General features: G+C 63.5%; 22 protein-coding genes. 9 read left to right on the top strand and 13 right to left on the bottom strand.

What is annotated here, in order from left to right:
* Positions 1–25 precede the first annotated feature (25 nt).
* From QA643_RS32055 to QA643_RS32045, 3 genes are all read right to left on the bottom strand, one after another.
* Positions 26–3,490: an AAA family ATPase gene (locus QA643_RS32055; protein WP_283029659.1), complete on the bottom strand. Its 3,465-nt coding sequence runs from the start codon at positions 3,488–3,490 to the stop codon at positions 26–28.
* A gap of 241 nt (positions 3,491–3,731) precedes the next feature.
* Entirely contained in the window at positions 3,732–4,388 is a 657-nt protein-coding gene (locus QA643_RS32050; RefSeq protein WP_283029658.1) for a DsbA family protein, read from the bottom strand.
* Positions 4,389–4,502: 114 nt separating this feature from the next.
* Complete coding sequence (locus QA643_RS32045) at positions 4,503–4,982, bottom strand: DciA family protein (RefSeq protein WP_283029657.1); 480 nt, start codon at positions 4,980–4,982, stop codon at positions 4,503–4,505.
* Between the two features lie 133 nt (positions 4,983–5,115).
* Here QA643_RS32045 and mutY point away from each other — a divergent pair, with 133 nt between their 5' ends.
* The gene (gene mutY, locus QA643_RS32040; RefSeq protein ID WP_283029656.1) at positions 5,116–6,216 is read left to right on the top strand and encodes an A/G-specific adenine glycosylase; all 1,101 of its coding nucleotides are present in this window, start codon (positions 5,116–5,118) and stop codon (positions 6,214–6,216) included.
* Between the two features lie 15 nt (positions 6,217–6,231).
* On the opposite strand, the gene QA643_RS32035 is transcribed toward mutY, so the two are convergent.
* Both QA643_RS32035 and QA643_RS32030 read right to left on the bottom strand, forming a co-directional pair.
* Positions 6,232–6,639 (bottom strand): universal stress protein, encoded by a 408-nt coding sequence (locus QA643_RS32035; protein WP_283029655.1) that lies wholly within the window; start codon positions 6,637–6,639, stop codon positions 6,232–6,234.
* Positions 6,640–6,779: 140 nt separating this feature from the next.
* On the bottom strand, positions 6,780–8,051 hold the full coding sequence (locus QA643_RS32030) for a putative Na+/H+ antiporter (protein ID WP_283029654.1): 1,272 nt from the start codon (positions 8,049–8,051) through the stop codon (positions 6,780–6,782).
* Positions 8,052–8,197: 146 nt separating this feature from the next.
* On the opposite strand from QA643_RS32030, the gene QA643_RS32025 reads away from it, so the two are divergent.
* The gene (locus QA643_RS32025; RefSeq protein ID WP_283029653.1) at positions 8,198–9,841 is read left to right on the top strand and encodes an ATP-binding protein; all 1,644 of its coding nucleotides are present in this window, start codon (positions 8,198–8,200) and stop codon (positions 9,839–9,841) included.
* Complete coding sequence (locus QA643_RS32020; protein WP_283029652.1) at positions 9,838–10,437, top strand: response regulator; 600 nt, start codon at positions 9,838–9,840, stop codon at positions 10,435–10,437. Before QA643_RS32025 ends, QA643_RS32020 begins: the two co-directional genes overlap by 4 nt.
* A 196-nt stretch (positions 10,438–10,633) precedes the next feature.
* Here QA643_RS32020 and QA643_RS32015 read toward each other — a convergent pair whose 3' ends face one another.
* Positions 10,634–11,029: a DUF1127 domain-containing protein gene (locus QA643_RS32015; protein WP_283029651.1), complete on the bottom strand. Its 396-nt coding sequence runs from the start codon at positions 11,027–11,029 to the stop codon at positions 10,634–10,636.
* Positions 11,030–11,329: 300 nt separating this feature from the next.
* Positions 11,330–11,596 carry a DUF2798 domain-containing protein gene (locus tag QA643_RS32010; protein ID WP_283029649.1) on the bottom strand — a complete coding sequence of 89 codons (267 nt, stop codon included), beginning with the start codon at positions 11,594–11,596 and terminating at the stop codon, positions 11,330–11,332.
* Between the two features lie 278 nt (positions 11,597–11,874).
* Here QA643_RS32010 and QA643_RS32005 point away from each other — a divergent pair, with 278 nt between their 5' ends.
* Complete coding sequence (locus QA643_RS32005) at positions 11,875–12,330, top strand: PaaI family thioesterase (protein ID WP_283029647.1); 456 nt, start codon at positions 11,875–11,877, stop codon at positions 12,328–12,330.
* Here QA643_RS32005 and QA643_RS32000 read toward each other — a convergent pair.
* Positions 12,299–13,585, bottom strand: a complete 1,287-nt coding sequence (locus QA643_RS32000; protein WP_283029646.1) for a flavin-dependent oxidoreductase — start codon at positions 13,583–13,585, stop codon at positions 12,299–12,301. The genes QA643_RS32005 and QA643_RS32000 overlap by 32 nt on opposite strands.
* Positions 13,586–13,678: 93 nt before the next feature.
* Positions 13,679–14,053 (bottom strand): nuclear transport factor 2 family protein, encoded by a 375-nt coding sequence (locus QA643_RS31995; RefSeq protein ID WP_283029645.1) that lies wholly within the window; start codon positions 14,051–14,053, stop codon positions 13,679–13,681.
* A gap of 114 nt (positions 14,054–14,167) precedes the next feature.
* Between QA643_RS31995 and QA643_RS31990 the strand changes: the two genes are divergently transcribed.
* The 3 genes from QA643_RS31990 to QA643_RS31980 all read left to right on the top strand — a co-directional run bounded on the left by QA643_RS31990 (position 14,168) and on the right by QA643_RS31980 (position 16,182).
* Entirely contained in the window at positions 14,168–14,989 is an 822-nt protein-coding gene (locus QA643_RS31990) for a helix-turn-helix transcriptional regulator (protein ID WP_283029644.1), read from the top strand.
* Between the two features lie 14 nt (positions 14,990–15,003).
* Positions 15,004–15,480: a nuclear transport factor 2 family protein gene (locus QA643_RS31985; protein WP_283029643.1), complete on the top strand. Its 477-nt coding sequence runs from the start codon at positions 15,004–15,006 to the stop codon at positions 15,478–15,480.
* A gap of 84 nt (positions 15,481–15,564) precedes the next feature.
* Positions 15,565–16,182, top strand: coding sequence for a glutathione S-transferase N-terminal domain-containing protein (locus QA643_RS31980; protein WP_283029642.1), 618 nt, complete (start codon positions 15,565–15,567; stop codon positions 16,180–16,182).
* Positions 16,183–16,386: 204 nt separating this feature from the next.
* Here QA643_RS31980 and QA643_RS31975 read toward each other — a convergent pair whose 3' ends face one another.
* Positions 16,387–17,310, bottom strand: coding sequence for a LysR family transcriptional regulator (locus QA643_RS31975; RefSeq protein ID WP_283029641.1), 924 nt, complete (start codon positions 17,308–17,310; stop codon positions 16,387–16,389).
* A 92-nt stretch (positions 17,311–17,402) separates the two neighbouring features.
* Here QA643_RS31975 and QA643_RS31970 point away from each other — a divergent pair, with 92 nt between their 5' ends.
* On the top strand, positions 17,403–17,960 hold the full coding sequence (locus tag QA643_RS31970) for a carboxymuconolactone decarboxylase family protein (RefSeq protein ID WP_283029640.1): 558 nt from the start codon (positions 17,403–17,405) through the stop codon (positions 17,958–17,960).
* Between the two features lie 52 nt (positions 17,961–18,012).
* Positions 18,013–18,447: a nuclear transport factor 2 family protein gene (locus QA643_RS31965; RefSeq protein ID WP_283029639.1), complete on the top strand. Its 435-nt coding sequence runs from the start codon at positions 18,013–18,015 to the stop codon at positions 18,445–18,447.
* A gap of 142 nt (positions 18,448–18,589) precedes the next feature.
* Here QA643_RS31965 and QA643_RS31960 read toward each other — a convergent pair whose 3' ends face one another.
* From QA643_RS31960 to QA643_RS31950, 3 genes are all read right to left on the bottom strand, one after another.
* Positions 18,590–19,282, bottom strand: coding sequence for a glutathione S-transferase N-terminal domain-containing protein (locus QA643_RS31960; RefSeq protein ID WP_283029638.1), 693 nt, complete (start codon positions 19,280–19,282; stop codon positions 18,590–18,592).
* 139 nt (positions 19,283–19,421) lie between these two features.
* Positions 19,422–19,748 carry a hypothetical protein gene (locus tag QA643_RS31955; protein ID WP_283029637.1) on the bottom strand — a complete coding sequence of 109 codons (327 nt, stop codon included), beginning with the start codon at positions 19,746–19,748 and terminating at the stop codon, positions 19,422–19,424.
* Positions 19,749–19,989: 241 nt separating this feature from the next.
* The gene (locus tag QA643_RS31950) at positions 19,990–21,123 is read right to left on the bottom strand and encodes a site-specific DNA-methyltransferase (RefSeq protein ID WP_283029636.1); all 1,134 of its coding nucleotides are present in this window, start codon (positions 21,121–21,123) and stop codon (positions 19,990–19,992) included.
* Positions 21,124–21,196: the final 73 nt, after the last annotated feature.

Raw genomic sequence — 21,196 nt, 5'->3', positions numbered from 1 at the left:
GGATGCGGCGACGAAAGCCTAAATCTCACGCCACGTGCTGATCGAGGATCTTCACGGCGTCGTCGAGGCCGACCGAGACCAGTTGCGAGACGCCGCGTTCGGCCATGGTGACGCCGAACAGCCGGTTCATCCGCGCCATCGTGATCGGATTATGCGTGATGATGATGAAGCGGGTTTCGGTCGACGAGGTCATCTCGTGCAGCAGGTTGCAGAACCGCTCCACGTTATGGTCGTCGAGCGGCGCGTCGACTTCGTCCAGCACGCAGATCGGCGAGGGGTTGGTGAGGAACACCGCAAAGATCAGCGCCAGCGCGGTCAGGGCCTGCTCGCCGCCCGACAGCAGCGACAGCGTCTGCGGCTTCTTGCCCGGCGGTTTTGCGATGATTTCAAGGCCGGCTTCCAAGGGATCGTCGCTCTCGATCAGGTGAAGCGCCGCTTCGCCGCCACCAAACAGCTCAACGAACAGCCGCTTGAAATGCGCGTTGACCGTCTCGAACGAGACCAGCAGCCGCTCGCGGGCTTCCTTGTTGAGGCTCTGGATGCCCTGGCGCAGCCGCTTGATGGCTTCGACGAGGTCGTCGCGCTCGGTGGTGAGCGCGGTGTGCTGGGTCTCGACCTCGCGCAGCTCTTCCTCGGCCCGCAAATTGACGGCACCCAGGCGCTCGCGGTCGCGGCGCAGCTTTTCGAGGTTTTCTTCGATCTCGCCGACCGGCGGCAGTTCCGCGTCCGGTTCGATCTCGGCGAGGCCGGCCACCGCATGCGGCTCGACCTCGAGCATGTCGTGGATCTCGCGCTCGATGTCGGCAAGCCGGCGCTTGGTGCCTTCCATGCGCTCCTCGGCGCGGGCGCAGGCCTCGCGGGAGGAGGAGAGCGCTTCGAGCGACGCCTTGGCCTCACGGTCGGTTTGCGCCATCAGGCTTTCGGCGGCGGCGAGCGCGTCGGCAGCGACGCGGCGGGCGCCCTCGGCGGACTCGATCTCGCCGATCAGCGCGCGGCGCTTTTCGGCGAACACGACGGGCGCATTGTCGAGATCGGCGCGTTCGGCCGTCACTTCGGTGATGCGCGCTTCGACGGTCGAGACCTGCGAAGCCGCACTCTGCTTGCGGTTCTGCCATTCGGTGCGCTCGGCGGTGATCGCCTGCACGCGCTTGTCGGCGAGTTCGGCTTCGCGCGCCAGCGCCTGGGCCTCGGCGCGCACCTGCGCGGCAAAGCGGCGGTGGCCGTCAATCTCGGTCCTGACGGTGCTGAGCCTGGCTTCGGTCTCGTCGGTCGGCGCCAGTTCGGCCAGCGCAGCGTTCGCGCTCTCATGCGCCGCCTCGGCCTCGCTGCGATCGGCGGCGAGGCGGGTGTGGGCTTCGGTCAGCGCGGACTTGCGCGCCGCGTGGCGGCTGATCTCGCGCTCGGTGGCGGCATGACGCTCGCGCGCGGCATCGGCCTCGCGCTGCGCGGCACGCCAGGCCTCGCGGGCGGCGGTTTCGGCCGAAGATGCCACCTTCAGCTCGGCCTCAGCGTCTTCCAGCGCCTGCCGCTTGGTGGTGGCATCGATGCGGGCCTGCTCCAGCTCGTGCTCGATATCGACGAGGCGGGCGCGCTCGGCGAGACGCCGTGCCGCACCGGTCGGCGCATGCGCGGCGGCAACAAAGCCGTCCCAGCGCCAGACGTCGCCTTCGAGCGACACCAGTCGCTGGCCGGTCTTCAATTGCGAGACCAGTTCCGCCCCGCGCTCTTTCGGCACCACGCCGATCTGCGCCAGGCGGCGCCGCAGTTCGGGCGGCGCCTCGACATGCCCCGCCAGCGGTTCAACGCCATCCGGCAGCGCCGGATCGTCAAAACTTGCGCCCGCATTGGTCCAGCGCATCGGCGCGGAGGGATCGACCGGCGCGTCGAGATCGTCGCCGAGCACGGCACCGATCGCCTTTTCATAACCCTTGGCGACCGTGACGCCGTCGATGATCGGCGGCCACAGATTCTTGGTTTCGGCGTTGACGAGCTTTGAAATGGTGCGCGCTTCGGTCTCCAGCCGCTGCACGCGCTTTTCAGCCTCGGTGAGCGGGGTGCGGGAAGCCTCGAGCTTCTGCCGCGCGGCGATGTGGCCTGTCTCGCTGGCCTGCGCAGCGGCTTCGGACGCCGCCAGCATTTCCTGCGCGGTCTCCATGGTGGCGGCGAGCGCATCGAGGTCGCCGAGGCCGCCGGTTTCCTCGCTGAGCTTCTGCTCGTCGGCCTGGACTTTTGCGATTTCCTGATCGAGCCGGGCGAGGCGGTCGCGATGGGTGCGGACGCCGGCCTCGAGCTGGTTGCGCTTGGCGGTGAGGTCGGCGAGCGCGGCAGTCAGTTCGCCGAACATGCGCTCGGCGGCGGCCAGCGTGGCTTCGGCTTCCGAGACGCGCTCATCGACGCCGGAGCGCTTTTCGACGCGCGACTTGATCTCTTCCTTCAGCTCGGCGTCTTCGGTGTCGAGCCGCTGCAGCGCGGCCTCGGCGTCGACCATCTGCTGCTGCTCGCGGGCGATGTCGCCGGCGAATTGCGACAGCCGGCGGTCGAGCTCGGCGACGCGCTCCTTGGCGCGCTCTTCCTCGCGGTCAAGCTGTTCGCGCGCGTTGGTGAGGCGCTGTAGCCCGGCTGCGGCGCGGGCTTCGCCTTCGCGCAGTGCCGGCAGTTCGGAGGCGCGGATCGCCTGGATGCGCGCGGCCTCGGCCTGCTCGCGGGTGCGTTCAGCCATCTCGCGCACGTTGATGTCATGGGTGTGGGCGGCCTCTGCGACGTCGGCATTGGCTTCGACCCAGCGCAGATGGAACAGCGTGGCTTCCGCCTTGCGCACCTTGGCGGCGACCTCGCGGAAACGAATCGCCTGACGCGCCTGTTTCTTCAGGCCGTCCATCTGGCCGGTGAGCTGGCCGATCACGTCCTCGACGCGGGTGAGATTGGTTTCGGCGGCCTTCAGCCGCAGTTCGGCCTCGTGGCGGCGGGCATGCAGGCCGGCAACACCGGCGGCGTCTTCCAGCACGCGGCGCCGTTGTTCCGGCTTGGCCTGGATGATCTCGCCGATCTTGCCCTGGTGGACCAGCGCCGGCGAACGCGCGCCGGTGGCGGCATCTGCGAACAGGATCTGCACGTCGCGGGCGCGGACGTCGCGGCCGTTGATGCGGTAGACGGAACCGGCCTCGCGCTCGATGCGGCGGGAAATTTCCAGCACCTGGCTGTCATTGACGGCGGCCGGCGCGGTGCGATCGGCATTGTCGATCGTCATGGTGACTTCGGCGTGGTTGCGCGCCGGGCGGTTGCCGGAACCGGCGAAGATAACCGCGTCCATGTCGGCAGCGCGCAGCGATTTGTGCGAGGTTTCGCCCATCGCCCAGCGCAGCGCCTCGACCAGGTTCGACTTGCCGCAGCCGTTCGGACCGACCACGCCGGTGAGGCCGGGTTCGATCACGAAATCAGTGGGTTCGACGAACGACTTGAAACCGTGGAGGCGGAGGCGCGTGAGTTTCATGAACACAAATCTCTGTTGGCCGGGCGCGAATCTCCCTGCCGTGACAATACCATAGAAGGCAATGTCGGTGTGTGGGCGAACCGCCCGCTGCGGCTCTTGTGGCCCGCGACAATGGCGAGGCCGGGGCCGGAGGGCAACGGCCCCAAGGGGCTTTTAAGTAGCTTTTCCCAAGGGATTTGAGGCGCTTGTGTGGCGTCTTTTACTGGACTTATCGGCGCGGATGAATCCGCGAGGCGCCGAATCAGCTCTTCAGCAGCGCGTTGATGCGCTTGGAGAACTCCTCGAAGCTCTGCTCGCCCTTCACCTTCTCGCCGTTGATGAAGAAGGTCGGCGTCGAATCCACCTTCAGCACCTCGGCGGCGTATTTCTGGTCGGCCGCGATCTTGTCGAGCAGCGCCTGGTCCTTCAGGCACTCCTCGACCTGCGCCTGGGTGAGGCCGGCCTGCTTGCCGATCCGGGTCAGCGTCTCCGTGGTGTTCTTCGCCACCCAGTCGTTCTGCTGCTTGAACAACAGGTCAATGACGGCGAAATATTTCGGCGCGTCGTCCTTGGCGATGCAGCGCGCCAGCATCGAGCCGGCGGCGGCTTTGATGTCGAGCGGGAATTCGCGGAAGATGAAGCGGATCTTGCCGGTGTCGATGAATTCCGACTTGATCTTCGGAAATACCTTTTCGGTGAACGCTGCGCAGTGCGGGCAGGTCATCGAGGCGAACTCGGTGATGGTCACCGTGGCGTTCTGCGGGCCGATTGCCATGTCGGGCAGCGACACCGGCTTGGCGACGTCGGTGGCGGACTGCGCCATCGCATCCGTGATCAGCTTGAGCGGCGAGAAGCCGGCGAGCAGGCCCAGCCCGGTCAACGAGAGAGCGGCGGTGAAGGCGCGGCGCGTGATCATCAAGGTCGGCTCCCGAATGGCGCGTTCACGCCCGAAAGTTACGAAAATCAGCCTTCGCTAGCTTGAAACGGTGGTTGTGGCAATGGCGCGTTGCGCCGGGCTGGCGGCGCAAGAGCCTCAATTTCGCTTGATCGCGGCGCCGAGCCGCGCCAGCGCGGCGCGCAGTTCCTCGTCCTCTATCCCCGACAGCGTTTCGGCGACTTTCGCGACCGCTTTCGGGTCCGGGGCCCGTGCCCGCGGTGGCGCCTTCCGGCGCGACAGCGGCCCCTGCCGCAGCGCCAGTCGGCCGACCGCACTCCAGCCGAAGAAGCGATTGACCCGCTGCAGGATGACGTCGGAGGAATGCTGGATCTCCAGCGCCATCGGCCCCTCCACCCGCAGCACCAGCGTCGCCGGCTCCTGCGGCTGGCCCTCCACCGGCCGCGGCCACTGCATCTTCATCGGCTCGGAATGAGCCGCAATTTCAGGCCCGGCAATGTCGGCCCAGCGCGTCACCAATTCGCGCGCGGCGAATCCCTGCTTGGCATAGGCGTCGGAAAAAACGTCGCTGAGCAGGACGGAGAGCGGCTTTGCGGAGATCGGGCCGGGCTTGGACATGGGGCGCTTGTAGCACTTTGCGTGACGGAAACGTAACCTCCCTCGGCGTCATGGCACGAGGAAGAAAGACGTGGATGTCCGGGACAAGCCCGGGCATGACGTGGAGAGATTGGCGTTCTACGACTAGACTATCATGATGAGTTCCTCCGCCGCCGCAAAAATCAAAAGACAGGCACCATCCGCCGAAAGCGCCTCTCGTCCCGCGCTGCTGCTCGACTGGTATGACCGCCATCGCCGGCGGCTGCCATGGCGGCCGCCGGCGGGCGAGCGGGCTGATCCGTACCGGGTGTGGCTGTCGGAGATCATGCTGCAGCAGACCGGGGTGAAAACGGTCGGGCCATATTTCGAGAAGTTTGTGGCGCGCTGGCCGGATGTCGGGGCGCTCGGCCGCGCGTCGCTGGACGAGGTGCTGCGGATGTGGGCCGGGCTCGGCTATTATTCGCGGGCGCGCAATCTCCATGCTTGCGCCGTTGCGGTGTTGCGCGACCATGGCGGGGTGTTTCCCGATACCGAGGAGGGCCTGCGCCAATTGCCGGGGATCGGGCCTTACACGGCGGCGGCGATCGGTGCGATCGCCTTTGATCTCAAAACCATGCCGGTCGATGGCAATATCGAGCGCGTGACGTCGCGGCTCTACGCGGTGGAAGAGCCGCTGCCGCAGGCCAAGCCGCGCATCCAGCAATTGGCCGCGACATTGCTGGGCGAGTCGCGCGCCGGCGATAGCGCGCAAGCGCTGATGGATCTGGGCTCCTCGATCTGCACGCCGAAGAAGCCGGCCTGCGCGCTGTGCCCACTGAACGAGAATTGCGCCGCCCGTTTGCGCGGCGATCAGGAGACGTTTCCGCGCAAGGCGCCGAAGAAAACTGGCGACCTGCGCCGCGGCGCCGTGTTCATCGTCACGCGCGGTGACGAACTCCTCGTTCGCACACGGCGGGAAAAGGGCCTGCTTGGCGGCATGACGGAGGTGCCGGGTTCGGAATGGCTCGCCGGACAGGATGATAAGGCCGCGTTAGATCAGGCGCCTGCCATCAAAGGGGTCTCGCGCTGGCATCGCAAGACCGGCGTCGTCACCCACGTCTTCACGCACTTCCCGCTCGAACTCGTGGTCTATACGGCCGCGGTGCCGTCGTGCACGCGCGCGCCGGAGGCCATGCGCTGGGTGCCGGTCGCAACGCTTGCCGATGAGGCGTTGCCCAACGTCATGCGCAAGACGATCGCGCACGGCTTGGGTTGAGGCCATCTTCACACCCTATTTGACCACCACGACGGACGCAGGCGCCACCGCGATCAGTCGCAACGCCAGATCCGAACGCAGCCAAGCGCGTATCGGATGGGGCATCCAACCTTCGATACCTTTCGACGGCCGCGCGCCAACCAGGATCACATTGCAGGCATTCTCGGCCGCGCAACGCAGTATCGTCGCAACAGGATCGCCTATTGCGGCCTTCGGCGAGCAAACTATGCCTGCCTTCTCCAGCCGATTGCTGACGCTGTTGACGAGCGGAAGCGCCAATTCGTTGATCAGCCGGTCATCGATCTCGTCCTGCTTGAAGTCCTGGTAACCGCGCAACCGTGCATCGAGCCGCTTGCTTTGCACGTTGAGGACTACCGCTTCCGTGATGGCGCGACCTTCGCCGTACGCCGTAATGAAATCCACGATGCGGTTCGTTGACTCGGTGCCGTCCACAACTGCGAGAAGCCGCTGTCGCTGTGCCATCGGCGCGCGCGCAGCTCGTTGGAAGTGATCGGATGCCGGTGCCTTTTGCCCAAGCTTTGTCATCGCTCTGTTCTCCGGACTTACGGCAGCAGCTGAAAGGCTGCGGCGGCGACGAGGGTTGGAATGAGCGCAGCGATGGCGAGGCCGGCCGCGCTGATTGAGCCGTCTTCAAAGCTGCCTTTGAGAATCGCGTAGCCTGCCGGATTGGGCGCGTTGGCGATGACAGTGAGGCCGCCTCCCGTCACGGCTCCTGCAACGAGGGAATATTTGAATTCATCGGAAACGCCCTCGACCAGAGAGCCGAGATAGGTCAGGGCGGCGTTGTCCGTGATCGCCGTCAGCAGTGTCGCGCCCGTGAACAGGGCGGTTGGTCCGAGGTCGCTCAAAAGCGGCTCAAGCCACCACTTCTGCTGGCCGCCGATCACAACGAGCCCCGCGAGAAAGAATGCGACCAGAAGGCCTTCGCGAAGAATGAGCGGGGACTGAAAGCGCTTGTACGCCTCGGCAAAGCCCAGGAAGAACATGAACAGCGCCAGGAAGACGATCGGATGGTGGCTGAAGACGACCACCGCTGCGAGGAATGCCACGTGCACTCCGGCAATCCAGGCAGGAACGTCCAGCACCGCAAGCGATGCCGGCTCCTTCGGATGTTTGCGCAGGAAATGGCGAAACATGAGGGTCACGCCGGCAGCGTTGATGACGACCGCCAGAGCAGCCTTCCAGCCGAAGGTCTGCAGCATGAATGCAAGGTCGAAGTTCCAACGTTCGGCCACCATCAGGACCGGCGGCGCGGCGTATGGCGTTAAAGTTCCCCCGATCGAGACGTTTACGAACAGAACGCCGATGGTTGCATACTTGAATTTGGCGGGCGCCTTAGCGTCGAGATAGCGCTCCTTCAGGAGCAAGGCGGCCAGGGTCATCGCCGCGGGCTCGGTGATGAATGAACCCAACAATGGCCCAATCGAAAGAAGCGTAAAGTAGTACGCTGGAGACGCGGAGAGCGGGATGAGAAACGATACCAGCCGGAGCAGCGCCGCTGCCGCATCGATCACAGGCCGGCTTGCGGCGATGACCATGATAACAAAGACGAATGCCGGTTCGGTGAAGTTGCGGCTTTCCAGATAGGCAAGCGCGCCGCCGGTGCCGACCTTCATCGCCATGAAGGCAATGAGAATCGCGGCCCAGAATCCGAACACGACTTCGACTTCCGCGAGCAGGTGCCAAACCCCTGCGTGACGAGGTTGTATGTGGGCCAACCGTTCGATGGAACGCGTCGAGAAGGTATGCAGCACCGCGAGCGCAAAGATCGCTGCGGCAGCCACAGCATTCGCGTCAGGCGCGATGTTGGGCACGGTTCGCTTCCCCTCTACATTTGGGAGAAGACTGTCTGGCATCGCGCCAGCCGGCAATTCAGAGCAAACCCTCCCGGTACTCTCCGAGGGGGCTTTTTCTAGAGTAGAATTACGGATGCCGAGGCGGTCGCCGGAAGGAGTATGAGATGGAGCTACTGTCGCTCGAGGAGGTTCGCTCCGGGACGCAACTGGTGCACCGAATGTCGCGCTCACACCTTGCCGTCGGCCTGGCCTATATCGCCAGTTACGTGGTGTTGGACGCCCTCAGCTATATCCATCCGTTTGCGGTGTTTGGCGTTACACCCTGGAATCCGCAGGCTGGATTGAGCTTCGCGCTAATTCTGTTGTTAGGCCGTCAATATTTGCCGTGGCTCTTCGTTGCGCAGTTGCTCGCTGACCTGCTTGTGCGCCGTCTACCGCTTCCTCCCATCGCCGAGTTCTCGGTCGTGCTCATCACGGGGCTCGGTTACGGCACGGCCGCCCTGTTTCTGACATCGCCGCGCATGGGGTTCGATCCCACCCTCTCGTCCCGCAGTGCCATGCTGTGGCTCATCGGAGTTGCCGTCGTCAGTATCGGGCTGGTTTCGGTAGGCTATGTCCTGGTGCTTCTGCAGCATGGTTTTGTGACGAAGGCCGATCTGGGCCAGGTTTTCGTTCGTGCATTTGTCGGCGACCTGATCGGCGTCATGGTGTTCACTCCCTTCTTGTTGATTGCATTCACCCGCAGGCAGTTTGCGGCGCCCTCCTGGGAGATGGGCGTGCTCATGCTGATCATCCTCGCTGCCGTATGGGGCATTTTGAGCTTGAATCAGCCGTTCCGCTTTCAACTCTTCTACGTATTGTTTTTGCCGATCGTCTGGATCGCGGTGCGGTTCGGTCTTCCGGGCGCGACCGCGGGGCTCGTCGTAACGCAAATCGGCCTGATTGTGTCGATTGAACTGACGACCCAAAGCACGGGCGACGTTGTCGCATATCAGGCTCTGATGGTGATCCTGGCTATCACCGGCCTGGCCGTGGGAGTTCTCGTGACCGAGCAACGGCGGACACAAAATCAACTTCGCTTGCACCAGGATGCACTTCACCGCGCATCGCGTGTTGCAACGATGGGGGAGTTCGCGGCCACCGTCGCCCACGAGATTACCCAGCCCCTGACCGCCATTGGCAACTATGCGCGGCTTGCCAAGTTCGCGGCTGAGCGTAGCCCGCCCGACCTGGAAGCTGCGGCAAAAGCCAGTACGGAGGCGATTGTACAAGTTGACCGTGCGGGTGAGGTCGTCAACCGGCTGAGGGACTTCATCAGCGTTGGTCGGGTAGAAACGGGACCTGCTGCCGTTAGCTTGCTCATTGATGAAGCATTGTCGATCTTCCGACCCGATCTCGATCGCCGCGGCATCGTCCTCGTGACCCAGCTCGAGCGGGATCTTCCTTCCGTGCTGGCTGACGCATTGCAGGTCGAACAAGTGATCTTGAATCTGGTTCGTAATGCCGCGGAGGCTCTGACGAATGCCGGCCGCAATGATGGCAGGATCGTCATTGAAGCTGCGATACGGCCCAGCCAGATGGTCACGATCAGCGTAACCGACAATGGCCCGGGGCTGGATCCTGATCTTGCGATGCAGTCGATCACGGCATTCGCGACGACGAAACGTGACGGTTTGGGATTGGGGCTGTCGCTTTCACGTTCGATCATCGAAGCGCACGGTGGACAGCTGCATATTGAAGGTACATCGCGCGGCGTTTGCGCGTCCTTTACGCTGCCGATCTATCAGGAACGGAGCGTCGGCTCGTGACGATCGCGTTGATCGAGGACGATGAGGCTATCTTGCGTTCTCTAAGCATGCTGCTGGAAAGTCGCGGCATCCCTGTGAAGCCTTATGTCTCGGCTGAGAGCTTTTTGGCGGAGAGCGCCGCGCCGCCACCGCAATGCGTCGTTTCCGATATCCGGATGCCGGCAATGTCTGGCATGGAGCTGCAGCAGGAACTGAAGAAGCGCGGCTCAGCCGTGCCGGTCATCCTGATCACCGGGCACGGCGATATCGCAATGGCCGTACAGGCCATCAAGCAGGGCGCGTTTGATTTCATCGAAAAGCCGTTCGACGACGAACGGCTCATTGACAGCATTTCACAGGCAATCGAAAGCGGTGATCGCCAGCGCGTCGAACTGACCGAGCGAGCGCTGCTCAAGGCCAGGCTCGCCGAGCTTTCGCCGCGTCAGGTCGAGGTCATGCGACTGGTGGCCAAGGGCTTTTCAAACAAGGAAATAGCGCACAAGCTTAATCTTAGTAGCCGCACTGTCGAAAATTATCGGGCGTGGATGATGGAAAAAATGGCGGCAAAGAACCTTGCGGATCTGGTTCGCAAGGCGATTGCCCTGGGATTTGAGTAATCGTCGTTTGCGAGACCGGATCGGCCGGTCGGATATACGCGCCCGCTCGAACTCCTGGTCTATGCGGGTTTCGCCGCGCACGCGCGCCGAAGGTCAGGCGCGGCTTAGCCTTAGCATTGCGAGGATTGTAGGGAGGGGCGGATCACGCTTGGCTGATCCGCGCAATGGCATGCCACTAGCTAAAGTGCAGAACTGGTTACATCACCCGGGACCACCATAGATACGTGCCATGTCTGAGCCTTTCAAAAGCCCGGCGAGCGGCGATGCAATCGATGTCACCCGACGTCAGGCCGATATCCTCGAGATCTCGGTCGTTCAGGTCGTGCAAACTGACCAGCGATCCCTTGCGTTGGCGCCGCTTTCGAAACGCTCGCCAATATTCCTGGAGCAAACTCAAAACGCTCCGCGTCGGTGCAACCGGGGGTCCAGCCGCTTCCTTTTCCGAGAAAGCGTCTCTCAGCGCTGCGATGGAGGCATTGGGGCGCGCTCCGGCCACCGCGTTGCCGGTGGCGTCTTCGATAGCAACCGCAAGGTGGCGTCCTGCAGCATCGCGCCCGGTCTCGGATGCGAGGTTTATCTGTTCGGGTGGCATCGGATGCTCCTGCTATTGTGCCGGCAGGGAGCGTGGCCAAACAAAAGGCCCCGTCCGATGCCGGCGGGGCCTGGTGAAAAGATCGCGTCGAATTTCTAGCGCACGACTCCTTCCACGGCCCAGCGAGAGCGGGTCACGTGTTTACGGTTCGAGATGCGTACGACGTTGATCATGAAGCGTAGCTACCACGCATATCGCACAAAATCAAGGGCTGTGCCGGCGCTGTTCACATCCTGAAGGCGAGCACCTCTGATCTGACGCGAAGTTTCTGCGGGCCTGCCTAGCTTTGCGAGTTGCGGCCTAGCTGGAGCTTGGCGCCTCAACGGCGAGCGCCACGATTTTGCGCACCAGCGGCAACACCGCCAGCAAGACCGGGAACGCCACCAGCCACGAAATGCCCCATGTGGCGGGCCACGTCGCGATGAAAGCCGGCGTCGGGCCGAGACTTCGCAAGGTTGAGATCGCGGAGACCACGAAGGTCATCAGCACCGACAACACCAGCGGCATCACGAACGCCGCGTAACGCGCAGGCAATTTGCTCCGGCGCGGAGCAGGAGAGGGTGTCATATATCACTCCAGGGAATTTCGGCGGGTCGATCACGAACGGCGTGCATGATGCATTCCACTTCGGTCGAGCCGACCGGTTGAATGCGTTGCCTGACGTGAGACGCTTACGGTGCGCGATGGCGCAGCGGGGATCTCCTAACCGGGATGCGGCGCGGACACCAGCCTCGAATTTTGGAAACGATCGAAATTGAAGCGGACGCCGGCAGCGAGCTGGGCTGCATGCTGACACCATGCTGGCAGCAGGGTTGCGCTAGGAGGTGAGCCTCAAGGAGGTTCCCATGATCGCGACCGCCCTCGACAAGCTCACCCCACCACCATCTTCCCGGCTGCTTGGCTGGCATGTGCTCGATGCTCGCCCGGCAGACGGCTGGATCCGCATCGGCTTCGACGGCAAGCGGGACTTTTGCAATCCCGCGGGCTTCGTGCAGGGCGGTATTCTCTCGGCGATGCTCGACGACACGATGGGACCGGCTGTGTTCGTTATGACCGAGGGCAGGCTCTACACCGCGACCATCAGCCTGACGGTGAATTTCCTGGCGCCGGCAAGGCCCGGACCGATCACCGGCGAAGCGAAGGTCACCCAGCTCGGCAGGACCGTCGCCTTCGTGGAGGGGCGGCTGACCGCCGAGGACGGCACGCTGCTGGCGACCGCCACCACCAGCGCACGGCTGGTCGAGACCGCGAAGGCGATCGCTCCTGCCGCTAGCCCGCGGCCTGCGGCGCTTCCCGCGTGAGCTGGACGATCGGCGGCTTGGCGTTGAGGCCTTCGACCTGGAAGCCGGCGACGCGCTTGTAATTGGCGGCGATGTCTTCCAGCTCCTTAAGCGACAGCACGTCGGTGACGACGACAAAACCATTGGGCGCGCGCTCTTCGACCATCTGCATCACCTGCTCGGGACCGTTGCGGCGGTTGAGCATCACGAGGTCCGTCGTCGCCGGCCGCCGCTCAGCTTCATAGGCCACGAGCGCGGCGCCCGTCGTGCCCTTTGCGAGAATTTCGCGGGTGATGACGCGCGCGTCGAGAATGGCTTGCGAGGCGCCATTGGAGCCGATCGGGTACATCGGATGGGCGGCGTCGCCCATCAGCGTGACGCGGCCGAAGGTCCATTGCGGGATCGGATCGCGGTCGACCAGCGGATATTCATAGGCGTGCGGGCAGTTCTCGATCAGGCCGGGCACGTCGAGCCAGTCGAACTTCCAGTCCTTGAACCACGGCAGAAACTCTTCAAGCCTGGCGGTCCGGTTGTAGTCCTCGCGCCGCCATTGATAGGTCGGCGGCATGTGCCGCTCGGCCACCCAGTTGATCCTGAACTTGCCGGCGCTGTCGGTCTGTTTCGAGATCGGATAGCAGACGAATTTCAGGATCTCGTGGCCGGCCATGATCATGGTGCGGCCGGACAGGAAGGCGTCGCTGTCGGTGATGCCGCGCCACAGGATGCGTCCGTTCCAGATCGGCGGGCCTTCGTTGGGATAGAGCTTTTCGCGCACCGCCGAATGGATGCCGTCGGCCGCGATCAGCAGCGTGCCCTCGTAGTGACCTTTCGATTGACCGGTCGCCTTGTCGATGAATTCGGCGCGGATGCCGCTTTCGGTCTCAGTCCAGCCAGTGAGGTGGTGGCTGGTCAGGATATTCTCTTTTCCCAATCGCGCGACCGCAGCGTCGAGCAGGATCTGCTGCAGCGTGCCGCGATGGATCGAGAATTGCGGCCACTTGTAGCCGGCCTCGATGCCGCGCGGCTCGCTCCAGATCGGCTTGCCGTGCTTGGAGAAATAGGCGAGCTCCTTGGTGCGGACGGCCGCCGCGTCGAGCGCATCATGCAGGCCGAGCTCGATCAATTCGCGCACCGCATGCGGCAGCACGTTGATGCCGACGCCGAGCGGTCGCAGCTCCGGCACGCTTTCGAACACTTTCGCCTTAACACCGATCTGATGCAGGCTGAGCGCCAGTGTCAGCCCGCCGATGCCGCCGCCCGCGATGAGAACCGTCATGGTACGCCCCTATTGCTATCAGGGCGTCATGGCATGAGGGAGGGCAGTGGGCAACTGCGAAGGCGGGTGGAAGTCCTTCACAGCCCCAGTGATTTACGGAAGTGACGGGGCCGGGCCGAAGAAGCCGACGATCCTGACCAGCCTTCCGTCGGGGCCGATCTCGCCGAAATCGATCGAGGTGGCGCCGCTTGTTCCGTCCGGGCGCACCAGACGCCAGAGGAAGCGGACCATGTTGTGATGCACGTCGATACCGCTCATGAATTCCAGCCGCGCGCCGGGTCGGCCCGCCATGACCTCGCCGATCTTCGCCGCCAGCGCGTCGCGCCCAGCCAGCGAGACGTTCGGATCGAGATAGACACCGTCATCGCTCCAGCATTGCGCGAGCAGGGCGCGTCTCGTCCTATCATCAGGCTCGTTCCACGCCGCCATGTACTGCGTCACAGTCTTCGTAATTGCGTTCTTGTCCATCCATGCTGTCCCTGAATTTCGGCGTCTATCACCTTCACTCTGCAGGGAATTGTGCTGCTCGTCACTTACATCAGAGGTAATTGCTGATCCGATGCGATGGTCTAGATTGTCGTCATGGCCGCTTCAGACACCAATTCGCACGAAATCCCGGCCGGGCAATTCAGCCGGCTCTTGAAGCATTGGCGCGGCGTACGCCGGCTGACCCAGATCGAGCTGGCGGTGGACGCCAACGTATCGGCCCGGCATCTGTGCTTTCTGGAAACCGGCCGGTCGCAGCCGAGCCGCGAGATGGTGCAACTGCTCGGCAGCGCGCTCGACCTGCCGCTCGAGGAGCGCAATGCCCTGCATGTTGCGGCCGGTTTCGTGCCGCCCTATGGCGACAAGGGGCTGGCCGCTGAGAACCTGCAGCCGGTGCGGCAGGCGCTCGATTTCATGTTGAGGCAGCAGGAGCCGTATCCGGGGATCGTCATCGACGGGCATTGGGACGTTCGGATGCGCAACCAGGGTTCGGCGCGCCTGCTCAAGCCTTTCAGAGATTCATACGAGATGGAAAACGGCCTTGCCGACAATGCCATGCACGCCGTGTTTCATCCAAAGGGCCTGCGGCAGTTCATGTTGAACTGGGATGAGTTCGCGCGGCAATTGATCCAGATATTGCACCGCGACGTCGCGCAGGGCAGCCGCGCCGCGGCGGCGCTGCTCGATGAGATCATGGCCTATCCCGGGCTGTCGGCCGACTGGCGGCTGCCGCGGCATCCGCCATCTTCGCCTGTGATGACGATGCAGCTGGCGAAGGGCGACTATCGCCTTTGCTTCTTCTCCACCTTCACGACGCTGGCAATGCCGACGGATGCGGCGCTGCAGCAGATCAAGATCGAGTGCTTCTTTCCGGCTGACGATGCGACCGCCGAAAAGGCGCGCCAGATGGCTCAATGACAGGAGAAATCAAGATGCAAACCGCCTTGCGTGATCATCAATCGGCTGCCGTAATGGACGAATTGCGTGCGCTAAATGCCCGCTTCATCCATAATTTCGTGACCAATGATGTGGCGTCGCACGACGCCATTCTGCACCCCGACTTCATCAACATCTGGCCCACGGGCCAGCGCTCGGACCGCGCGACCTATCTGAAATACTGGGCGACCGCGTTCGACCCAGAGGTCATCGTCTATTGGGACGTCCGCGACGAACTCATCTCGGTGATCGGCGATATTGCGCTCGTCCGTTCCACCAATAAATGCACCCGCCGCCGCGACGGCAGCGAGGTGACCGGCATGACCACGTACACCGACACCTATCTGTTCGAGAACAACGCGTGGAAATGCATTCAGGCGCAGCTCACGGCGGTGGCGCCCGAGCATTATCCCCCTGATGATACGATCGTCAGCGTCTATATCGAGGGCAGGCTGCAGCCGCGGGCGGGTTGAACCGCGCGCGGGCACTCCACCCGCCGGGGGTGGACGGGAAGGGGGCGTGCCGGTAACGTCCGGCTTTCCCCCATGAGGATCGCCATGTTCAAGCTTTACACCGCCCCCGGCACCTGCGCGCTGGCTTCGCATATCGCACTCGAAGAGGCGGGCGCCGCCTACACGGCGGAACGGCTCGACTTCAAGAACAGCCAGCAGACCACGGCAGAATATCTTGCGATCAATCCGAAGGGGCGGGTGCCGGTGCTGGTAACGGACCGCGGCACGCTGACCGAGACGCCGGCGATCCTCGCCTTCATCGCTAGCAGCTTTCCGCAAGCGAACCTGGCGCCTGAAGATTCCTTCGCGTTTGCTCAGGCGCAGTCGTTCAACAGCTATCTCTGCTCGACGGTGCACGTCAATCATGCGCACAAGATGCGCGGCTATCGCTGGGCGGTCGAGGAAACCTCGTTTGTCGACATGAAGCGCAAGGTGCCGGAAACCATGGCCGCCAGCTTCGCGCTGATCGAGCGCGACATGCTGAAAGGGCCGTGGGTGATGGGCGAGCAGTTCACGATCTGCGATCCCTATCTCTACACCATCTCCGGCTGGCTCGAAGGCGACGGCGTCGATCTCGCTGGCCTACCGAAGGTGGCGGCCCACCGCAGGCGGATGGAAGAGCGGCCGGCCGTGCAGAAGGTGCTGGCGGATTTGAAGCGCTGATGTCGTGGAGTTGGGCGTAGCGACGTGCCCACCAACGGCTCTTAAACCTCATGGTGAGGAGGCGCGTCAGCGCCGTCTCGAACCATGTGGCCCCCGCCGGTGCCATTCATCCTTCGAGACGCACGCTGACGCGTGCTCCTCAGGATGAGGTCTGGCATATCGTTTCGGCGCAAAGATCGGTGGGCACGCTTCGCTTTGCCCACCCTACAGCACCTTCCTTGTAGCCCGTTCCATCTCGCGGCCGATGCCTAGCATGATGTTGCGCAGCCAGATCGAGCCGGGGTCCATCTGGGCGCGGGTCGGGTAGAACATGTGCTGCTCGTCGATTCCGGGGTCGAGCGGCGGCGTCACCGTGGCGAGCGATAATTGCTTGCTGAGCGCTGCGATCAGGCGGCGCGGCACGAAGGCGACGAGGTCGGTGCGCGCGGCGACATGCAGCGCCTCGATATAGCCGGGTACGACGAGGGCAATCCGCCGCTCGATGCCCTTGGGGCGCAGCCACATGTCGATCAAATCGTCGCTCTGGCCGCGGATCACCACTGCGACGTGGCGCGCATCGAGAAAGTTCTCGATCCGCTTCAGCTTCACGCCGGCGGGGTGCCCGCGCCGGACGGCGAGGGCGTCGCTGTCGGTGTAGAGCCGCTGCCGGTGGAAGCCGGTGAAGGCGTTGCCGATCGAGATCACGAGATCGATGGTGCGGGCGAATTCGGTGGTGAAGATCGCAGGGCCCCGCCACGGCACCACGTCGATCCGCACATTCGGCGCCAGTTTTGTGATCTTCGCCATTAGCGGCGGCATCAACAGCTCGACCGCCAGATCCGGCATCATCAGGCGAAACTGCCGCTCGCTTCGCGCCGCGTCGAAATCGTCGGGAACGAACAGGGAGCGCACCTGATCCAGCGTCTGCGCCAGCGGCGCGCGCAGCGCCTGTGCGCGCGGCGTCAGCTCCATGCGCGCGCCGGTCCGCACCAGCAGGGGATCGCCGATCAGGTCGCGCAGCCGCTGCAGCGCATGGCTCGCCGCTGGCTGCGACAGCCCGATCCGCATCGCGGCCCGGCTGACATTGGCTTCGCGGAGCAGCGCGTCGAGCGCGACCAGGAGATTGAGGTCAAGCGAATTCAAATTCATGGAGCGAATATATACTATATTCTCTATCGATTGGAAGAATGAGGAAATCCGGCGGATGATCGCGAGCATCCGCAACACCGAGACAAATCCGCATGACTGCACGTGTGGTGCCGGCAACGGCACCTTATCCCGACAAGGTTCAGGCCGCCTTCGATCGCATGCCGCGATCCTGGATGCCGCCGTTTCGCCTGTTCACCACGCTGGCGCGCCATCCCGAGCTGTTCGAGCGCTTCATTCGCGGCGCGCCGGGTTATATGCCGGGAATGAAGCTGAGCCTCCGGCAGCGCGAGGTGCTGCTGCATCGGGTGACCGCGCGCTGCGGCTGCCAATATGAATGGGGCATGCGCGTCCATTATTTTGCCGACGAAGCAGGGCTGACCGAAGAACAGATCAACGCGACGGTGCATGGCGATGCCGACAGCGCCTGCTGGGAAGCCAATGATGCGCTGCTGATCCGTCTCGCCGACGAACTGCATGACAGCTGCGACATCAGCGACGAATTGTGGCCCGCTCTGCAGGCGGCATTCGCCGATGAAGCCATCCTCGAACTGCTGATGCTCGCCGGCTACTACCGGACCGTCGGCTATCTCGCCAACGGCCTGCGCCTGCCGCCCGAGCCCGAAATCTGCCGGCCGTTTCCGGCCGCGTGACGTTCACCGGCCGCGGAGCGCGGCCTCATCATTTCAACAACGGAGAAAATCCATGAGCACAGCCGACAACAAGAAACTGGTGCAGCAGATCTATGCAGATTCAGCGAACGGCAGTGGAACAACCTTCCTCGACAATCTCGCCGAGGATATCGTCTGGATCGTCACCGGCGAATATTCCTGGTCGGGGGAATTCAAGGGCCGCGACGCCGTCAACAATGGCCTGCTCGGGCATCTGCGCTCGCAGCTCGCCGCGACGCGGCCGCGGACCCACGCATTCAACTTCATCGCGGAGGGCGATTATGTCGTGGTTGAAGCGCGCGGCGACAACGTCACCAAGCGAGGCGAGCGCTACAATAATCAGTACTGCATGATCTGGCGGATCGAGAACGGCAAGATCAAGGAAATCAAGGAATATTGCGACTCTGCGCTGGTCGAGCGTGTGCTCGGGCCGTTCCCCGCCGAGCGGAAGGTCGCCGTCGCCGTTTGAGTCTTGGAGACGCCAGCGGAGCCGGGGTTGTAGGGTGGGCAGAGCAAAGCGTGCCCACCATCTTCGAAACATGCTGCAAAAAGAAAGGTGGGCACGGCACATTGCGCCTTTGCCCACCCTACAGGCTTCGGTGCTGGCCTGATCAGGCGGCCTTCACCTTCATGTGCTTGAACATGTTGCCTCTAGCTTCGTCGTCCATCTCGGCCTTGAACTTGAAGTTATCCTTCAGGGCGATCGCCTTGGCGGCGGCAGGACGGGCCGAGATCTCGTCGACCAGCCGTTTAACGTTGGGATATTTCGCCGCGACATCCTCGCCCATCACGAAGGCGGCCATCCGCGCCCAGCCCCACAACGCCATGTCGACGATGCTGTAGCTGTCGCCGACCATGTATTTGCGGCCGGCAAGGTGATCGTTGAGGATCGCATAATGGCGCTGCGCCTCGAACTGGTAGCGGTTATGGGCGTAGTCGTGGTTCTGGTCCTTCGGCGCAAAATGCTTGAAGTGCACCGCCTGTCCCGAATACGGCCCGAGGCCAGTCGCCACGAACATCAGCCAGGAGAGCGTCTGCGCGCGGTTTTGCGGCGTGTTGGAGGGGAGGAACTTGCCGGTCTTTTCGGCGAGATAGAGCAGGATGGCGTTGCTATCGAACACCTTGACGCCGTCGTCATCGATCGCGGGCACCTTGGCGTTCGGATTGATGGCGAGATATTCCGGCGTGAACTGGTCGCCCTTGCGGGTGTCCACGGCGACCGGCTCATAGGCGAGGCCGGCTTCCTCGAGGAACAGCGCGACCTTGGTCGGGTTCGGCGATCCGTTGAAATAGAATTTGAGCATCTAGAATTTCCCCCATCGCTTCTGGCAGGCAGGTTTGTTGTTGGACTTCGGACGCGGGCGGCAAAGGCCGCCGCGCGCCCCGTCCATGCTCAAATTTTCAGGGGATGCGCAAGCGACGAGTTCGTGAAGGCAAGGGTCCTTACAACAAAGTGAGGCCGCCGACGCCCGCGACCGCAAGGGCGCCGCCGCCGGCAATCATCAGCGCCGCAAAGCGTCGTTCGGCACGTAGCGCGGTGCGCTGGCCGGCGCGCTCCGATCCGCGCGCATAGCCATGGACGATGATCTGCTCGCTGAAGGCGGTGTTGGCGTCGAGAATGTCGGTGAGGCCGGCGCAGGCGACGAGGATGCCGAGGATGATCAGCCCGGCTGGGCCCAGCAAGCTCAGCAGCAGCATCGGAAACAGGCCGATCAGGAAGACCGGAAGCAGCGGCAGCACGATGAAGGACTCGGAGCCTCGGGTGCGCATGGCAGCAATCTCTTTGGAAAAATCAATGCGAGCAGTATGCCTCCAAGTAAGGGCGGAAGGCGGCTTTTCTACTTGCGTGGATCACACGGCTGCTATGTTCCCCGATCACGCGCGCTGCGCGAAGCCCGGGCAAGCCGAATTTCGCGGCATTCACACGTCGTCAACCATATGCACGGTGCCGCGCTTTGGCGCGGGCCATCTGATGGCCGCGCCGGACATTCCGTCAGGGGAATCAAGAGGCTTACCCGGCCGCCATCTCGGAGCGGATTTCGGCGCGCAGCTCGTCGATCAGCTTGAGGCCGTTCTTGGTTTCGACATGCCAGAAGGTCCAGCCGTTGCAGGCGGGCGCGCCCTGGGCGACCGCGCCGATCCGGTGGATCGAGCCGACCTTGTCGCCGAGCATGATGGCGCCGTCGGCGCGGACCAGGGCGCCGTGACGCTTCTTGGAATCGACGAGTTTGGTGCCGGGCGGGATCATGCCGCGTTCGATCAGTTCGGAGAACGCCACGCGCGGCGCCTCGCGGGCGGTCATGAACGGCGCCAGCGTCGCCTCCGGCAGCGGTTCGACGGCTGCGATGCGCGCTTCGGCGGCTTCCGCATAGGTCTTGTCGCGCTCGAAGCCGATGTAGCGGCGGCCGAGACGTTTTGCCACGGCGCCGGTGGTGCCGGTGCCGTTGAAGGGATCGATCACGAGATCGCCGGGCTTTGACGACGACAGCAGCACGCGCGCCAAAAGACCCTCGGGCTTCTGGGTCGGGTGCACTTTCTTGCCGTCGGCGCCCTTGAGGCGCTCCTCGCCGGTACAAAGCGGGATCAGCCAGTCGGAACGTGCCTGGACATCCTCGTTGGCGGCCTTCAGCGCTTCATAATTGAAGGTGTAACCCTTGGCCTTCTCGTCGCGCGCCGCCCAGATCATGGTTTCATGGGCGTTGGTGAAGCGGCGGCCGCGGAAATTCGGCATCGGATTGGATTTGCGCCACACAATATCATTAAGGACCCAGAAGCCGAGGTCCTGCATGATCGCGCCGACGCGGAAGATGTTGTGATAGGAACCGATCACCCACAGCGTCGCGGACGGTTTCATCACGCGGCGGCAGGCGAGCAGCCAGGCGCGGGTGAAATCGTCATAGGCCGCGAACGACGAAAACTTGTCCCAGTCGTTGTCGACGGCATCGACATGGGATTCGTCGGGGCGCTTGAGCTCGCCCTTGAGCTGCAGATTGTAGGGAGGATCTGCGAACACCAGATCGACCGAACCGGCCGGAAGCTTCGACATCTCGGCGACGCAATCACCGACGACGATACGAGCGCTGGAATCAGACTCAAATTTAGTGCGGGGCGCCCTTGCAGACGCCCCGCGACGCGACACTACCATGACTCAATTACTCTGACTCAGGCGACGCTGTCGGCGACGCGGGACTAAACAACCGACTGGCGATACATTGACC

The organism is Bradyrhizobium sp. CB3481, from assembly GCF_029714305.1.
Lineage (GTDB): Bacteria > Pseudomonadota > Alphaproteobacteria > Rhizobiales > Xanthobacteraceae > Bradyrhizobium.
The sequence above is the reverse complement of the archived record's forward strand: the minus strand, read 5'-3'. Positions and strand labels throughout refer to the sequence as shown.

What these genes read in the sequence shown, in the direction of transcription:
- QA643_RS32055 (WP_283029659.1), bottom strand. Translation starts at nt 3,490, where the DNA reads ATGAAACTCACGCGCCTCCGCCTCCACGGTTTCAAGTCGTTCGTCGAA.
- QA643_RS32045 (WP_283029657.1), bottom strand. Translation starts at nt 4,982, where the DNA reads ATGTCCAAGCCCGGCCCGATCTCCGCAAAGCCGCTCTCCGTCCTGCTC.
- mutY (WP_283029656.1), top strand. Translation starts at nt 5,116, where the DNA reads ATGATGAGTTCCTCCGCCGCCGCAAAAATCAAAAGACAGGCACCATCC.
- QA643_RS32025 (WP_283029653.1), top strand. Translation starts at nt 8,198, where the DNA reads ATGGAGCTACTGTCGCTCGAGGAGGTTCGCTCCGGGACGCAACTGGTG.
- QA643_RS32015 (WP_283029651.1), bottom strand. Translation starts at nt 11,029, where the DNA reads ATGCCACCCGAACAGATAAACCTCGCATCCGAGACCGGGCGCGATGCT.
- QA643_RS32010 (WP_283029649.1), bottom strand. Translation starts at nt 11,596, where the DNA reads ATGACACCCTCTCCTGCTCCGCGCCGGAGCAAATTGCCTGCGCGTTAC.
- QA643_RS32005 (WP_283029647.1), top strand. Translation starts at nt 11,875, where the DNA reads ATGATCGCGACCGCCCTCGACAAGCTCACCCCACCACCATCTTCCCGG.
- QA643_RS32000 (WP_283029646.1), bottom strand. Translation starts at nt 13,585, where the DNA reads ATGACGGTTCTCATCGCGGGCGGCGGCATCGGCGGGCTGACACTGGCG.
- QA643_RS31995 (WP_283029645.1), bottom strand. Translation starts at nt 14,053, where the DNA reads ATGGACAAGAACGCAATTACGAAGACTGTGACGCAGTACATGGCGGCG.
- QA643_RS31990 (WP_283029644.1), top strand. Translation starts at nt 14,168, where the DNA reads ATGGCCGCTTCAGACACCAATTCGCACGAAATCCCGGCCGGGCAATTC.
- QA643_RS31985 (WP_283029643.1), top strand. Translation starts at nt 15,004, where the DNA reads ATGCAAACCGCCTTGCGTGATCATCAATCGGCTGCCGTAATGGACGAA.
- QA643_RS31980 (WP_283029642.1), top strand. Translation starts at nt 15,565, where the DNA reads ATGTTCAAGCTTTACACCGCCCCCGGCACCTGCGCGCTGGCTTCGCAT.
- QA643_RS31975 (WP_283029641.1), bottom strand. Translation starts at nt 17,310, where the DNA reads ATGAATTTGAATTCGCTTGACCTCAATCTCCTGGTCGCGCTCGACGCG.
- QA643_RS31970 (WP_283029640.1), top strand. Translation starts at nt 17,403, where the DNA reads ATGACTGCACGTGTGGTGCCGGCAACGGCACCTTATCCCGACAAGGTT.
- QA643_RS31965 (WP_283029639.1), top strand. Translation starts at nt 18,013, where the DNA reads ATGAGCACAGCCGACAACAAGAAACTGGTGCAGCAGATCTATGCAGAT.
- QA643_RS31960 (WP_283029638.1), bottom strand. Translation starts at nt 19,282, where the DNA reads ATGCTCAAATTCTATTTCAACGGATCGCCGAACCCGACCAAGGTCGCG.
- QA643_RS31955 (WP_283029637.1), bottom strand. Translation starts at nt 19,748, where the DNA reads ATGCGCACCCGAGGCTCCGAGTCCTTCATCGTGCTGCCGCTGCTTCCG.
- QA643_RS31950 (WP_283029636.1), bottom strand. Translation starts at nt 21,123, where the DNA reads ATGGTAGTGTCGCGTCGCGGGGCGTCTGCAAGGGCGCCCCGCACTAAA.